The sequence below is a fragment of the Atrimonas thermophila genome (assembly GCF_045864955.1).
In the GTDB taxonomy this organism is placed as follows: Bacteria; Atribacterota; Atribacteria; order Atribacterales; family Thermatribacteraceae; genus Thermatribacter; species Thermatribacter velox.
The window spans coordinates 1,002,105-1,017,273 of sequence record NZ_AP028803.1; the positions used below are offsets into that span (position 1 = coordinate 1,002,105).

12 protein-coding genes are annotated in these 15,169 nt (G+C 45.1%); 6 read left to right on the forward strand and 6 right to left on the reverse strand.

Translation table 11 applies throughout. The features are described from left to right. Positions 1-197 precede the first annotated feature (197 nt). From ACKTT1_RS05240 to ACKTT1_RS05265, 6 genes are all read left to right on the forward strand, one after another. Complete coding sequence (locus ACKTT1_RS05240; RefSeq protein ID WP_412710554.1) at positions 198-1,517, forward strand: ammonium transporter; 1,320 nt, start codon at positions 198-200, stop codon at positions 1,515-1,517. Between the two features lie 13 nt (positions 1,518-1,530). Beyond that, positions 1,531-1,869, forward strand: coding sequence for a P-II family nitrogen regulator (locus ACKTT1_RS05245; RefSeq protein ID WP_369019308.1), 339 nt, complete (start codon positions 1,531-1,533; stop codon positions 1,867-1,869). 249 nt (positions 1,870-2,118) lie between these two features. Next, the gene (locus ACKTT1_RS05250; RefSeq protein WP_412710443.1) at positions 2,119-3,609 is read left to right on the forward strand and encodes an ABC transporter substrate-binding protein; all 1,491 of its coding nucleotides are present in this window, start codon (positions 2,119-2,121) and stop codon (positions 3,607-3,609) included. A 144-nt stretch (positions 3,610-3,753) separates the two neighbouring features. Next, complete coding sequence (locus ACKTT1_RS05255; RefSeq protein WP_412710444.1) at positions 3,754-4,557, forward strand: carbohydrate ABC transporter permease; 804 nt, start codon at positions 3,754-3,756, stop codon at positions 4,555-4,557. Between the two features lies 1 nt (position 4,558). Then, a complete protein-coding gene (locus ACKTT1_RS05260; RefSeq protein ID WP_412710445.1) occupies positions 4,559-5,410 on the forward strand; it encodes a carbohydrate ABC transporter permease in 852 nt (283 codons plus the stop codon). Between the two features lie 107 nt (positions 5,411-5,517). Next, entirely contained in the window at positions 5,518-5,967 is a 450-nt protein-coding gene (locus ACKTT1_RS05265; RefSeq protein WP_369019304.1) for a universal stress protein, read from the forward strand. 52 nt (positions 5,968-6,019) lie between these two features. On the opposite strand, the gene ACKTT1_RS05270 is transcribed toward ACKTT1_RS05265, so the two are convergent. The 6 genes from ACKTT1_RS05270 to ACKTT1_RS05295 form a co-directional block, all read right to left on the reverse strand. Then, positions 6,020-6,877 carry a thiamine pyrophosphate-dependent enzyme gene (locus tag ACKTT1_RS05270; protein ID WP_412710446.1) on the reverse strand — a complete coding sequence of 286 codons (858 nt, stop codon included), beginning with the start codon at positions 6,875-6,877 and terminating at the stop codon, positions 6,020-6,022. Further along, positions 6,874-8,553: a 2-oxoacid:acceptor oxidoreductase subunit alpha gene (locus ACKTT1_RS05275; RefSeq protein WP_412710447.1), complete on the reverse strand. Its 1,680-nt coding sequence runs from the start codon at positions 8,551-8,553 to the stop codon at positions 6,874-6,876. Before ACKTT1_RS05275 ends, ACKTT1_RS05270 begins: the two co-directional genes overlap by 4 nt. A gap of 106 nt (positions 8,554-8,659) precedes the next feature. After that, positions 8,660-9,481: a mechanosensitive ion channel family protein gene (locus tag ACKTT1_RS05280; protein WP_369019301.1), complete on the reverse strand. Its 822-nt coding sequence runs from the start codon at positions 9,479-9,481 to the stop codon at positions 8,660-8,662. Then, positions 9,453-12,752: a carbamoyl-phosphate synthase large subunit gene (carB, locus tag ACKTT1_RS05285; RefSeq protein ID WP_412710448.1), complete on the reverse strand. Its 3,300-nt coding sequence runs from the start codon at positions 12,750-12,752 to the stop codon at positions 9,453-9,455. The genes ACKTT1_RS05280 and carB overlap by 29 nt, the downstream gene beginning before the upstream one ends. Continuing rightward, the gene (gene carA / locus ACKTT1_RS05290) at positions 12,745-13,830 is read right to left on the reverse strand and encodes a glutamine-hydrolyzing carbamoyl-phosphate synthase small subunit (RefSeq protein ID WP_369019299.1); all 1,086 of its coding nucleotides are present in this window, start codon (positions 13,828-13,830) and stop codon (positions 12,745-12,747) included. Before carA ends, carB begins: the two co-directional genes overlap by 8 nt. 34 nt (positions 13,831-13,864) lie before the next feature. Beyond that, complete coding sequence (locus ACKTT1_RS05295) at positions 13,865-15,163, reverse strand: B12-binding domain-containing radical SAM protein (RefSeq protein WP_412710449.1); 1,299 nt, start codon at positions 15,161-15,163, stop codon at positions 13,865-13,867. Positions 15,164-15,169: the final 6 nt, after the last annotated feature.

Below are 15,169 nucleotides of genomic sequence, written 5' to 3' on the forward strand. Positions count from 1 at the left end.
GCGTAGAAGCCCTCAGCGTGGGGACGTAGCAGTCCCGGCTGGGGGTTTTTTATTTACCTTCTCTCAATGGCGAGCTCTAACCAGCGGCGGGTTTCCTCTGAATCCTTAAAGAAAGGAGCTGGTTTCCCTTGTTCCGAGCTCGTTGGTTGTTTTCGATAGTTTTGGTTTCAGGTGTTCTTTTGGTTAGTGCTTTTAGCATGGCTTTTGCGGTGGATGCGACAGGACAGGTTACTCTTGAAAACGACCCTGCTCTTCCCGTTGACTATGTGTGGGTTTTAATCTGTGGATTCCTGGTATTCTTCATGCAGGCGGGCTTTGCCATGGTTGAATCAGGTTTCTGCAGGGCAAAAAATGCCACCAATCTTTTGAGTAAGAACTTGATTGATTTCGTAGTTGCTTCGCTCACCTTTTTTGCTATAGGATACGGTTTTCTTAAGGGCAACGATGTGGGTGGATTTATTGGTTCTGGTTTCTGGTTTCTTCGTGGAGGTGCTTACGATGTGGGTACTTACCTTGACTTTTTCTGGCAACTTGTTTTTTGCGGCACAGCGGCTACCATTGTCTCAGGAGCAGTTGCGGAACGTTTAAAGTTTTCGGCATACCTTGTTTATACTTTCTTTGTCAGCCTTTTCATATATCCAGTTTATGCGCACTGGGTATGGGGAGGAGGTTGGTTGTCCCAGTTACCGTTGGGTTTGGGACACATTGACTTTGCCGGCTCAGGAGTAGTACATGCTTTGGGAGGCATGGTAGGTTTGGCTGGGGCCATAGTGCTTGGTCCACGTTTTGGTAAGTATGGAAAGGATGGCAAACCCCGGGCTATTCCTGGACACAGCATAACCCTGGCGGCATTGGGGACTTTCATTCTCTGGTTTGGCTGGTTTGGGTTCAATCCTGGAAGCACCTTTAGTGCCCACCATCTGAGGATTGCAGTGGTTGCAGTTAACACCAACCTTGCTGCTGCAGCAGGTGCTATGAGCACCCTGCTTATTATGTATCTAAAAACTCGCAGGTGGGATCTGGGTATGGCGCTCAATGGAGCCTTAGGGGGTTTGGTTGCCGTTACTGCACCATGTGCCTGGATTGAAGGCTGGGCAGCAGTAGTGATTGGAGCAGTGGCCGGTCTTATCGTGGTTGGTGGCGTTTACTTTCTCGAGTCGCGAGGTGTGGATGATCCGGTTGGAGCAGTAAGCGTCCATGGATTTAACGGTCTGTGGGGTTTGCTCAGTATAGGATTGTTTGCAGACGGTACTTATGGTCTTTATTCGCTGGAGACTCCCTACGTTACCGGCCTTCTGTACGGTGGTGGAGTAGGACAGTTCCTTGCCCAGCTTATAGGAGCAGTAGTTTTGGCTGCCTGGAGTTTTGGGTTGGGGTTCCTTCTTTTCAAATTGATGGATCTTACCTTTGGCATTCGCGTTTCTCCCGAAGAAGAACTTCAGGGATTGGACATCAAGGAACATGGTACTCCTGCCTATCCCGAGTTTACGCATCGCCAGACCTTTATAATCAGGTGAGGGGGAATCTAAAATGATAAAACTGGAAATTCTGATACGGGAGGAAAAGGCCCAGGAAGTGGTTGGGGTCCTGGAACAGATGGGTTATCCTGGTGTTACCATTTACCAGGTTGAAGGGCGAGGTTCTCAGAGAGGATTGGTGGAACAGTTTCGAGGACGGGCGTACGAGATACTATTTCTTCCTAAGGTAAAGATTGAAGCAATTGTGCGTGATGCTGATAAGGAAAAATTAATTGAAGCCATCACTAAGGTGGCGCGTACTGGAGAAATTGGCGATGGGAAGATCTTTGTTTCTCCAGTTATGGATATAGTACGTATCCGCACCGGGGAAAGTGGGGAACAGGCCCTTTAAGTAAGGAGAATTTGGAACCAGGACATAGGGGGGAAGCCCGGGCTTCCCTCTTATGTCCTGAAAGGCGTTAATTCCCTCTTCTGGAAGCTGGCTAAAACTTCTATCGGTCTCACTCATTAGTTATGATTAACACTTTACCACGCGAAAAGGTTGGTTTTTTACATTCTTTTAAACATAGAAAATTGAAATCAGCTTTTACATATGCTATCCTTAAGACATCCTATCAAATAGTTTCAAGGGGGGAGGATTGTGAAGATTTCCTGCAAAGCTTTGCTTGCTGTGGTGTTGGTCCTCTTGGTTTTTTCGATGGCCTGGGCTGCGGAAAAGACCTGGCAGTCTCAGGAAGGTGAATTTAAGGGCAAAACTATCACGGTCTTAATTACTGATCCTCATACAGCAGTGGTTGAAGCCTGGAAACCCGAATGGGAAGCCCTGACAGGAGCAAAGGTTGAAATAATCGTTGTACCCTACGCATCCTTGTTTGACAAAATGATGACCGATTTTATTACCGGTACCGGGGCCTACGACCTCATTTGCTGGCCTTCTACCTGGGCCGGGGATGTAATGGGCGGAGGATGGGTGATTCCGCTCGATGATTATATGAAAGAATATGGCTACCCAGGTTGGGACGATGTGATGCCGGCCATTAAAGTGGTAGTGTCCTGGGCTAACAAGGTTTATGCTTTTCCATACGATGGAGATTGTCATATGTTTTACTACCGCAAAGACGCACTGGAGAATCCCGATTATCAGGCGCAATTTGAGGAAAAATATGGGTACCGCTATAACGTTCCTCCCAAAACCTGGGAAGAAGTAATGGATATTGCCGAGTTTTTCAACGGATGGGATTGGGATAATGACGGTGAAACAGAGTATGGTTTTGCATTTATTGCCAAACGTAAAACCCAGGCGATGTGGTCCTATCTCGACTTTGTAATGCAGTATGCAGCACAGCCGGGAGTTGCTCCTTTCTTTGACCCAGACACCATGGATCCTCTGGTTGCAAATCCTGGCTGGGTTGAAGCTATGAAAATGATTCAGAAAGCTACTCAGTTTGCCCCTCCAGGCCTTTTGAGCTATGGGTATAGTGAGCTTCGACAAGCTTTTGTTTCAGGCAACTCTGCAATGGCTATTGACTGGGGAGATATTGGTATTATGGAGCAGTCTCCCGAAGAATATGGCAGCAAGGTAAAAGGGTTGCTTGGTTATGGTCCACTTCCCGGAGCCAAGAAAACCTATGATTTCAAAGAAGGTAAATGGGTTGAAGGCTACAACCAGGTGAACTTCTTGAACTTTGGTGGTTGGGTGTTTTCAATTTCCAAATATTCTAAAAATCCTTTGGCTGCTTACAAATTTGCTACCTACTTTACTGCTCCAGAACGAAGCATTCTCGATGTTTGCGGAATCCATGGCTATACTGGTGCTAATCCCTGGCGTCTCTCCCATTTTGAAGATTTGGATAAATGGGTTGAGGGAGGTTGGAGTAAAGAATCGGCAGAAAAGTATCTCAACACCATTCGCACTATTCTCTCTGATCCGAAGGCGGTTACTGATTTGAGGATTCCTGGAGCTGCGGAGTACTATGATTATTTGGATTTGCATCTTGCCGAGGTTCTTTCAGGACAAACTGAAGCGGAGGCAGCCTGTAAGGCAATATATGAAGACTGGGTAAAGATTACTGAAAACTATGGCAAAGAAGCGCAGCGCAAGCTTTATCGAGAATCGCTGGGTCTTGATTGAAATCAAAAAGGCCGGGCTTAAGCCCGGCCTTTTTGATAAATAGCCCTTTTCAGACCACGCTGGAGGTGGTTCAGTTTGCGCTCCTTTTCCAGAAGCCCGGTTAAGTTTTTTTTCTTACTCCCTGGCTTAGGTTACTTAGCAGCTATGGCCGTTTTTCCAATGATATGGTCTTTAACGTTGAGCTTTCAACGCTGGAAGGCAGCAACTGCTGCTCCCCGAGTCTTTATAGGTTTTCAAAACTTTTATAATATCCTTTTCCGAGATGCTCGTTTCTGGAACAGTCTACGCTTTACAGTTTTTTATGTGGCTCTGGTTGTGGTTTTGGAGCTTTTTCTGGGTTTGCTCCTTGCTTATATTCTTAACGAACGCATCCGTTTTCGTAATTTTTTCAGGGTGCTCTTTCTTCTGCCAATGGCCTCTCCACCTATTGCCGTAGCGTTCATATGGAGAATGCTTCTCAATCCTGATGCTGGCATTGTGAAGGTTATTCTGGGCGGTTTGGGAATAAACGTGGTTGACTGGCTTACCAATGCCCGACTTACTCCCTTTGTTTTGATTGCTGTAGATGTCTGGGAATGGACGCCTTTTATGTTCCTGGGTTTGTTGGCGGCGTTTCAATCCTTGCCTGTGGAACTATACGATGCAGTCTCTGTAGACGGTGCCTCTCGTTTTCAGGCTTTTAGGTATGTCACCTTTCCTCTGCTCTCCCCCATTATGGTTACCTTGGTTCTTTTGAGAGCGATTGATGCTTTTAAACTTTTTGAACTGGTTTTCGGTATCACTGGTGGAGGGCCTGGAAGTAGCACGGAATCTCTTTCCTATTATACTTACACAGTAGGTTTTCAATACTTTGATCTGGGTTATGCCTGCAGTCTTTCCTGGATCTTTTTGGTTATCGTTCTGGTGATTTCTTCCTTCCTCTTGCAGAGATTGCGTAAGGAGGTTTGACATGGGGAGGAAAAGGGTCTCCGGTTTTTATCTTTTTGCCTGGGTAGTACTGGTTCTTTTCTCGGTGTGGACTGTTTTTCCATTTTTTTGGTCTGTGATAACTTCCTTCAAATCTCCTGGAGAGCAATATTCTTCAGCCTTTCTCCCCTTTTTGCAATTTAAACCCTCTACCTATGCTTGGAAAGTTGTGCTTGGTGAGGCAGAAGGAGAACGCACTTTAAGAGGACTAAAGAATAGTGTTTTGATTTCCTCAATAAGCTCACTTATTGTTCTTTTTCTTGGTGCATTTGCTGGTTATTCTTTATCCAGGTTTCGCTTCAGACGCTGGAAAAACAAGGATATTGCAGTGTGGATTCTTTCCAATCGTATGTTCCCACCTATCGCCGTAGCTATTCCCTTCTTTCTGATCATGCGTACTTTGCGATTACTGGACACTCTTCCAGCTATTATTATGGCCCACACGGTTTACAATTTGCCTCTTGCGATATGGTTGATGATGGACTTTTTTAGAGAGCTGCCTGAGGAGGTTGAGGAAGCAGCCCTTATTGATGGTTGCTCAGCTTTACAGGCATTTTTAAGGGTTGCTCTTCCTTTAGCTCTACCCGGCATAGTTGCTGTGTATATACTGTGCTTTATATTTTCCTGGAATGAGTTCCTGTTTGTAGTGACTCTCTCTTATAGAAATACTATGACCATGCCAGTTGTCATTGCAGGGACTTTAACTGTTCGTGGGCTGGACTTCTGGAAGGTTTCTGCGCTTTCTTTGCTCTCTATAACCCCGCCAGTTATTCTGGCGGCACTGACTTCTCGTTACCTCATAAGAGGACTTACTCTTGGTGCGGTTAAGGAATGAGTTGGGCTTTTCGAACGGAGCAAGGTCGAATTGGATATGAAAAAGGTGCTTTCTCCTTGTAGTTTTGTTAAACTATTTAAAACTCCAATGGAATGGAGGGAAATGCATTGGAACTCAAGCATCTTATGGTACCTACGGATTTTTCCAAGTTTTCAGATTTGGCAATTCGCTACGCTTCTTTTTTAGCAAAATCGTTTAATGCCAGGTTGACCCTTCTTCACGTTTTGACTGTTAGCGAAGTTAACGCTTTGACCTCGCAACCTGGCAATCCCTGGGAAAACGTGGTGGAGGAATTTAATAATCGCATGTATGAAGAATTTCTGGATAACACTATTGATAAAGAAGCAATCACGGTGAATTTTGAAGTTGCAGTTGGAGATCCTGCAGAAGAGATAGCAAAATTTGCTGAAAACAACGATGTGGATATGCTGGTCATGGGAACTCACGGACGCACTGGGTTAGCCAGTATCTTTCTGGGTAGTGTTACAGTAGGCGTTATCAAGAGGACCTGCGTACCGGTTACGGTTGTCAAGTGTTTTGAGGCGCTCAAAGAATAAATAGGGAGAGGGGCATTTTACTGCCCCTCTACTCCCGTGTCAGATTGCCTGATTATTTTATGGCTTCCAGTTCTTGCTCAAGAATTTCCGCAGCGTTTCCTCTGGGTTTTTGATAAACAAGATTTTCCCTTTGAAACGGCAGTTTTTCCTGGAAAACAGGTTTCTGTTCTTTGTAAAAGATGCCAAGGGGTATCTTATCTCCCCATTCCAGGGCTTTGCTGAAGGCTTCCTTTTTGTTGCTGCAATCAAAGTTTTCGGGTAAATAGTATACTCTCTTTTTATACCAGTCATAGGTATTGATTTTGTTGAAGGTTACACAGGGTTGCAAGACATCAACGATGGCAAGCCCCTTCCAGGTAATTGCTTCTTTCAGGATTTCAGCAAGCTTGTCCGGATCTCCGGCAAAGCCGCGCGCTACAAAGCTTGCTCCCTGCGATATTGCCAGGCTTAGCGGATTAAGGGGCTGAGCAAGGCTTCCAAAGGGCTGAGTTTTGGAAGGAAAGCCTTCCGGAGATGTGGGTGATGCCTGCCCTTTGGTGAGTCCATAGACTTGGTTATTATGAATAATAACTGTAATGTCCGGATTCCTTCGAATTGCATGGAGAAAATGATTGCCTCCTTCGCCATACATGCATCCGTCTCCAGATTCTGCAATGACTACTAAGCTGGGATTAACGGTTTTAATTGCCAGAGCTGCGGGAATGCTCCTTCCATGAAGACCGTTGAAGACGTTAACTTTAAGATAATGTGGTATCTTGGCAGCCTGGCCGATTCCTGAGGAAATAACTACCTGTTCGGGTTTGAGCCCAAGCTCGAGAAGTGCTTTCTTAAGGGACCGAAGGATGCCAAAATTTCCACATCCTGGACACCAAGCAATGGGCACTTGATTGTCAAATACATTTTCGTTCATGATAGTTCCTCCCTTATTTTCGCCAGGAGTTCCTCCACAAAAAAGGGTTTTCCGTTAAATTTGTTTATCCTCTTTCTGAAGGGGGTAAGTGTTTTTCGCTCTAAAAGATTTGCCAGTTGGCCACGATAATTGTTCTCTATCACCACGGGGTCAGGCAATTCAGAGAGCGCTTTAAAGGTGTCTTCCGAGAGAGGATGAAGTTCTGAAAAATGGAGGTGACCTATGTCCAGACCTTCTTTTCGAAGTGCCTGGCAGGCTTCTTCAACTACTCCAAAGGTGGATCCAAAGCTAATAAGCGTTGCTTGCTTTCCCGGCAGGTAGTAGGGTTGAGACAACTCTTTGGCCATCAATGGTTCTTTTTTCATCCTTTTCCGGTGCATTTTAACTCGTATATCAAGGTCTTCAGTAAGGTGACCCTCCTCGTCGTGTTCATCGCTATCGGCTATCACAGTTTCTTCTCCAAAGCCAGGTATGGCTCTTGGCGATACGCCGCTTTCAGTCAGTAGGTAACGTTTATAGCCCTTTTTTGCTTCGACCCAGTAAGGTCCGGCGGGGTGTTCTCTAAGCTCTATCCTGGAATACGTGAACTTGGAATCAGCAAGATACTGGTCAGTTAATATGATTGCTGGAGCCTGGTATTTGTCAGCCAGCTCAAAAGCCTTGATGGTCAGGTTAATCGCTTCTTCAGGGGTAGAAGGAGCAAATACAAAGCGGGGAAATTCATCGTGTGAGGCATTTAATACAAAATCCAGGTCGCCTTGAGAAGTTCTGGTGGGTAGACCAGTGCTTGGTCCAGGACGCTGGGCATCAACTATAACGATTGGGGTTTCAGTCATTGCTGCGAGTCCCAAGCCTTCACACATCAAACAGAAACCACCTCCGGATGTACCTGTCATGGCTCTTGCTCCAGCAAAGGAAGCCCCCACTGCCATATTGATGGCACTGATTTCATCTTCAGCCTGTTCTACAACTATCCCGTATTTGGCGCTTTGTGCAGCCAGAAAGTTCATTATGCCTGTTGAAGGGGTCATTGGATATGCGGCGTAGAATGAACAACCAGCGATTATTGCTCCTAAAGCTATGGCTTGATTTCCGTTCAGGATAAATCTGGCTTTTTCTTCTGGGTCGATTGAACCGAGGTTTTTTCTAAAGTGGAAGCTTTGTCCTATTTTAGAGCCTTTTTGCAAAGCCTGTTGGTTTTTGATTATTACTTCTGGTCCTTTTTTTGCAAATCGTTTCTCGAGGTAGGGAAAAGCAATTTCTGGCTCGAATCCCAGCATAGAGAGCAATGTTCCCACTGCAATCATGTTGGCGAATACTTTGGAACCTATTTCCTGAGCTAACGCTTCAAAGTCGAGCTTGAAGAAATTAGTAGAGTTTAGGTGTGAATCCGGTATTTTGCCTATACCAATACCTTCTTCACCCAATTCCTGGTGGTGGAGAAAAAAGCTTTCTTCGTTTAAAGCAATCAGAATATCTACTTTCTGTGTCATCGCTTTTAACGGCTGGTTGGAGATTCGTATCTGTGTAAAGTTGTGTCCCCCTCGTATCCTCGACTGGTAATCCTCAGTGGAAAATATATACCAGCCTTTTTCTAACAGGGTTTTGCTCAGTACTTCACTGACCGTTTCGATGCCCTGTCCAGCTTCACCAGCTATTTTAATGTTGACTTCCAAAGCTACATGCCCCCTTTTAAGGTGTAAAAATAGCTTTTAGATGAAAACCCTTTATAGTGCTTTTTTCTTCCTGGAGTTTGTCAGGCTGGCACTAAGAGAGCGGTTCTCAACGCAGGTCTTTCATGAAAACAACGTGCTTCTGGTAAGGGATTTCTATCTTTTCTTCGTCAAAGGTTTTCTTGATAAGGTAAAGTAAGTCGCGCTCTACTCCCCAGTGTTCTTTAGGGGCTACTTTGAGTATCACTCTTAAAATAACTGCTGAAGAATCGAGGCGGGCGATGCGGTGTATGGTGGGTTCTTCGAGGATTTTTGAGGGATTCGCTTCCCGGTACTGGCTGGCAATGTTTTGCAAGACCTGTATAGCTCGATCGACGTCTTCTTCGTAAGCGATACCTACCTCAACTATAGCTCGGGTGAAACCACGGTTGAAATTGGCAATCCTGGTAATCTCTCCGTTGGGAATAATCACCAAAGCCCCAGAAAAGGGTCTTATTCGGGTTACCCTCAGGCCGATGTCTTCAACAGTGCCAGTAAGGTCACCAATTTGAACGATATCGCCTACTGAAATGCTGTCTTCAATCAGCAGGAATACTCCGGTGAGAATGTCTTTGACCAGAGTTTGAGCACCAAAACCTATAGCTATGCCCACTACACCTGCTCCAGCAAGTATAGCTGCTGCATCCACTCCAAGCTGACGCAATACCAGTATCACGGCAAAAAATCCTATGACATACTTTGCCAAACTCTGCAGCAGTGGAGCTACTGTTTTCAGTCGGCGGTTCAGGTCTTGTTTTTTTTCAAATCTGCTGGTAATAATTAGAGTTCTTCTTATGGCGAACGAAGCAAACAGAATGGCCAGATATGAGCCACCACAGATGGCAGCGATGTTTATTATTTTTCTAAGTATGAAGGACAGACTCAGGCTCATGGTCTTTAGGCTGAAGGTTGATTTTTAGCTGGTATTTTTTGAAAATTTCTTCCCTGTATTCCTGCAGGGTACAGACCTCGATTTCTCTTCTTTTCAGACGTTCAATGGCGTATACCATGGCTTCTGCCCCAAAGAGAGTTGTAACATAGGGGATGTTTCTTATTACGGCTTCTTTACGGATGATGCTGCTTTCCTGCTGTGAACGACCCCCGGAGGGAGTGTTGATAATTAATTGTATTTCACGGTTTTTAATAAGGTCAACTATGTTGGGGCGCCCTTCTCCGACTTTTTTGACAGCTTCTACTTCCAATCCGTTATTGATCAGGACTTTTCGTGTTCCGGTTGTGGCTACAATTTTGAAGCCCAGGTCAGCAAGCCGTTTAGCAAGATATACGATACTTCTTTTGTCACGATTTTTCACGCTTATAAACACCTTACCTTCAAGTGGTAAGTTGGCTTGAGCGCTTAACTGGGCTTTAGCATAAGCCATGCCGAAATCCCGGTCTATGCCCATGACTTCACCTGTTGAGCGCATCTCAGGACCCAGGACTGGATCCACGTTGGGGAATCTATTGAAAGGAAATACTGCCTCTTTGACAGCGAAGTAATGGGGTATTATTTCACTGGTAAGACCGATTTCGTCAAGTGTTCTGCCTACCATTATTTGGGAAGCAATTCTTGCAAATGGTACACCAGTTGCTTTGCTGATGAAGGGTATGGTACGCGAAGCACGGGGGTTTACCTCAAGCACATATATGGTATCGTCTTTAACGGCGTATTGAACGTTCATGAGGCCTACTACCTTGAGTTCTCGAGCCAGTGCATAGGTGTGTTGAGAAATCCTTTCAATGATTTCATCGCTCAGCGAAAAAGGTGGCACCACACAAGCACTGTCTCCAGAGTGAACCCCTGCTTCCTCTATGTGCTCCATTATTCCTGCAATGATAACTCTTTTACCGTCACTTATAGCATCAACATCAATTTCTATGGCATCTTCAAGATATTTGTCGATAAGCACCGGATGCCCTGCAGAAATCTCAACAGCTTGCTCTATGAATTCGCTGAGTTCTTCCTCGTTATATATTATTCGCATGGCTCTTCCACCCAGGACATAGGAAGGACGAACCATTACTGGATAGCCAATTGACCAGGCTACCTGTTTTGCTTCCTGGAAAGACGTGGCTATGCCGTTTTTTGGTTGTTCCAGCTTTAATCGCTCTATAAGCTGCTTGAAGCGGTCTCTGTCTTCTGCTATATCAATACCCTCAGAACTGGTGCCCAAAATGGTAACTCCTGCTTTTTCCAGGTCCTTAGCAAGGTTCAGTGGGGTTTGTCCTCCAAGCTGGAGAATGACCCCCAGAGGCTTTTCCTTTTCTATTATGTTGAGCACATCCTCAAGATAGAGAGGTTCAAAGTAAAGCTTATCAGAAGTATCATAGTCAGTGCTCACGGTTTCCGGGTTGCTGTTAACCATTATAGTTTCTATACCCAGGTCTCTAAGCCCCCAGGTAGCATGCACACAGCAGTAATCAAATTCGATTCCCTGTCCTATTCTGTTAGGTCCTGCTCCCAGAATTATTACTTTTTGGTTGGAACTGGGATTGGCTTCACATTCTTCGAGGTAGGTTGAGTAGTAATATGGAGTTTTTGCCTCAAATTCTGCAGCACAGGTGTCAACCTGTTTATATACGGGAAAGATGCCAAGACTTTTGCGAAATTCTCTCACTTCCCACTCGTTTGTTCCCCAGAGTTCAGCGAGTTGACGGTCTGAGAAGCCAAATTGTTTGGCTCTTAGCAAGAGATCGGGGTCAATTTTTTTCCAATCCTTTATTTTGCGCAGGTTTTCCTCCATATCCACTATTTCTTCAATCTGCTTTATGAACCAGGGGTCAATTCCTGAGTACGCATTGATTTCTTGGATGGAAAAGCCTTCTTTCAAGGCCATTTTGATATGGAAAATTCTTTCAGGATTGGGTTTTTGCAATTTCTCTCGTATGATTTCTTTCCGTTTTTCTGGAGGCAAGGAACTGAGTTTTGGAACATCTTCAAGCCCACATTTGCCAATTTCTAAGGAACGCAAGCCCTTTTGTAGTGCTTCTTTAAAATTACTGCCGATGGCCATGGTTTCTCCTACGCTTTTCATGGAAACTCCAAGAACAGGTTCTGTTTCTGGAAATTTCTCAAAAGTAAAACGAGGTATTTTGACTACACAGTAGTCAAGAGCCGGTTCAAAGCAGGCTGGTGTTTTCTGGGTTATGTCATTGGGAATTTCATCCAGGGTATAGCCAACAGCAAGTTTTGCAGCTATTTTGGCAATAGGAAATCCAGTGGCTTTTGAAGCAAGGGCTGAGCTCCTTGATACTCGGGGGTTCATTTCGATAATAACCATGCGGCCGGTACGGGGGTGTACAGCGAACTGAATGTTGCAACCTCCAGTGTCTACTCCAATTTCGCGAATGGCCCTTATGGCCATATCTCTCATATGCTGGTATTCGTAGTCGCTCAAGGTTTGTATAGGAGCTACGGTAATGCTATCTCCGGTGTGAACCCCCATGGGGTCAAAGTTCTCTATGGAACATATAATAACCACGTTGTCTTTTTTGTCCCGCATTACTTCCAATTCGAACTCTTTCCAGCCTATCACTGATTCTTCAATCAGTATTTCACTGTTCAAACTGCTTTCCAGAGCTCTGCGGGCTAATTCTTCAAATTCTTCTATGTTATACGCTATAGCGCCTCCTGTTCCGCCAAGGGTGAAACTGGGACGAATGACTAAGGGGAAGCCAATTTTTTGGGCAACTTCCATAGCTTCTTTGAGCGAGTAGGCGCGGTCGCTCTTCAGAACTTCAATACCGCAGTTTTGCATAGCTTCTTTAAAGAGTTCGCGATCTTCAGCCTTTTTAATTGCTTCCGGAGACGCTCCCAGTGTTTCTACTCCGTATTTTTGGAGCACCCCCCGCTCGGCAAGCTGGACGGTTATATTAAGCGCTGTCTGCCCACCAAGTGTTGGTAACAAAGCGTCGGGTCTTTCTCTCTCGATGATTTTCTCAACTACCTGAGGAGTTAGCGGCTCTATGTAAGTCTTATCGGCCATTTCCGGATCGGTCATTATGGTGGCTGGGTTACTGTTAACCAGAATTATCTGATATCCTTCGCTTTTAAGCGCTTTACAGCCCTGAGTGCCCGAATAATCAAACTCGCAGGCTTGTCCTATAATAATTGGTCCAGAACCTATAATCAGTATTTTATGGATATCGGTGCGTTTAGGCATGGCTTTCCTCCATAAGGCTCACAAAGTTGTCGAAAAGGTATGTGGTGTCGTGAGGCCCAGGGCCGGCTTCAGGATGGAACTGAACACTGAACAGAGGAAGTTTTTTATGTCTTATGCCCTCCAGGGTGTGGTCGTTGAGGTTAAGGTGCGTGATTTCTACATCTTCGCGAGGTAGTGAAGTAGGGTCTACTGCGAAACCGTGGTTCTGAGCGGTAACGGTAACTCGTTCGGTGAACAGGTCTTTGACGGGGTGGTTTCCTCCATGATGTCCAAACTTTAATTTGAAAGTATTTCCGCCAAGGGCAAGAGAAAGTATTTGATGTCCCAAGCATATTCCGAAAATGGGTACCTTGCCAATTAACTGTTGCGCACATTCCACAAGGTATGGTAGAGCTGCTGGGTCACCGGGTCCATTTGAAAAAAGAATCCCATCAGGTTTTGTGGCCAGAATTTCTTTGGCTGTGCTGAAAGCAGGATATACTTCCACCCTGCAACCCCTTTTAGCAAGTTCTCTCAGGATGTTGAATTTGACCCCACAATCGATAACTGCTACTTTGAAAGTGCCCTTCTCCTGCCAAAGATAAGGCTTACTGGTAGTAACTACCTTTACGAGATCCTGACCACTCATTTCAGGTAGAGAGCGGGCTTTGGCAACCAGTGCTTCCACATCGAGGTTATCTCCCAGTGCGATAAATCCGCGCATAGCTCCCTTTTCTCGTATATGTTTGGTGAGCGCTCTGGTATCTATTCTTTCTATACCCAGTATTCCGTGTTCCTCGAGATAAACTTCAAGGCTTTTCTCGGCTCGCCAGTTGCTGAAAATCGAGCTTTTTTCTCTTACGATAAGACCTTCTACCTGGGGTCGGGCCGACTCCACATCGCTGGAATTTACTCCGTAGTTACCTATAAGTGGATAGGTGAGAGTTACAATTTGCCCCTTGTATGAAGGGTCAGTGAGTATTTCTTGGTAGCCAGTCATGCTGGTATTGAAGACTACCTCTCCGCCTGCCTCTTTCAGGGCGCCAAAAGCGTAACCCCGAAAGATTCTTCCGTCTTCGAGAGCCAATAAGGCTTTCACTTTTTAACACCCTTGCAGTAATATATCATGTCTGTCAAGTAGCTTCAGGTATCGAATTTGGAAGTTCTTTGGGATGCCTGGAAACCCAGTTGTAATAAAGTGTAGCGGGTATAAAATAGTGTAGATATTTCCAGTTGCGTAGTACCCTTTTCCAGGCTAAAGGCCAGGAGTAAAATTTTCTAAACACTTCGTTGTACCCTTTCTGAAGTTCTTCGGCCGTCATTCTAGCGGGCTGGTATACTACATGTGCGAAATCATACTTGGACCAGTCGTAGGTAAAAATGCGGTTCTCGTTTTTGAGCTGGTAGAAAATTTCAGTACCCGGTAAAGGAGTAAGAATTGAAAATTGAGCAAAGTCGATTTTCGCATCTTCAATGAATTCCAGAGTTTTCTGGAAAACAGAAGTGTCATCTTCGTCAAACCCAAAGACAAAGGAACCAATTATCATGATGCCGTGTTGGTGAAATTTCTCGATTAATCTTTTATAATTCTTAACTTTGTTGAAACTTTTATGAGCATTCTTCAGGGTCTCTTCGTTGACAGATTCGATACCTACAAAAAGAGCGATACATCCACTTTTCTGGGCGAGACTGATGAGTTCGTCATCGTCAGCGATGTTGAGAGTCTCCTGGCTGACCCACTTTTTCTTAAGCGGAATAAGTGCTCTGAAAAGTTCTTTGGAATAACGAGGGTTGCTTACAATATTGTCATCGAGGAAACCGATTATACGTGTTTTATCCTGATATAAGCTGACCTCTTCGATAACGTTATCTATGTCCCGGTGGCGATATTTTCTCCCCATGAAGCGAGATACCGAGCAAAAGCTGCAGCCATGAGGGCAGCCACGAGTAGTTTGGAAGACGTACTTGAGAAGATACCGACATTTCAAAAGGTCCAGTCGGGAAGGAGGAAGTCGATAGATAGCCGGAAAGTCCTCTCTGGTGTATGTCTTTTTAAGTTCTCCTTTTTCCAGGTCTTCAAGAAGCTGTTCCCATAAGCCCTCGGCTTCACCGATTACCACGGCATCTGCGTGTTGTAAGGCTTCTTCCGGACAGGCACTGGGATGCATACCTCCAAGCACCACTTTCGTGCCCTTTTCCCTGAAGCGGTCAGCTATTTGATACGCCCTTTGTGAAGTGGCGGTCATGGCGGTAATGCCTACAAGGTCAAACTGTTCTTCAAAAGGCACATATTCAGCTCGTTCATCAACAATTACCACTTCATGTTGGGGCGGAGTTAGAGCTGCCAGTAGGGGAAGACTTGCTTGAGGGAAGGGAACTAACTTAACTTTTTTATGTTCGTTAGGTCCTGGTGCAACAAGAAGTATTTTCATTAAAGT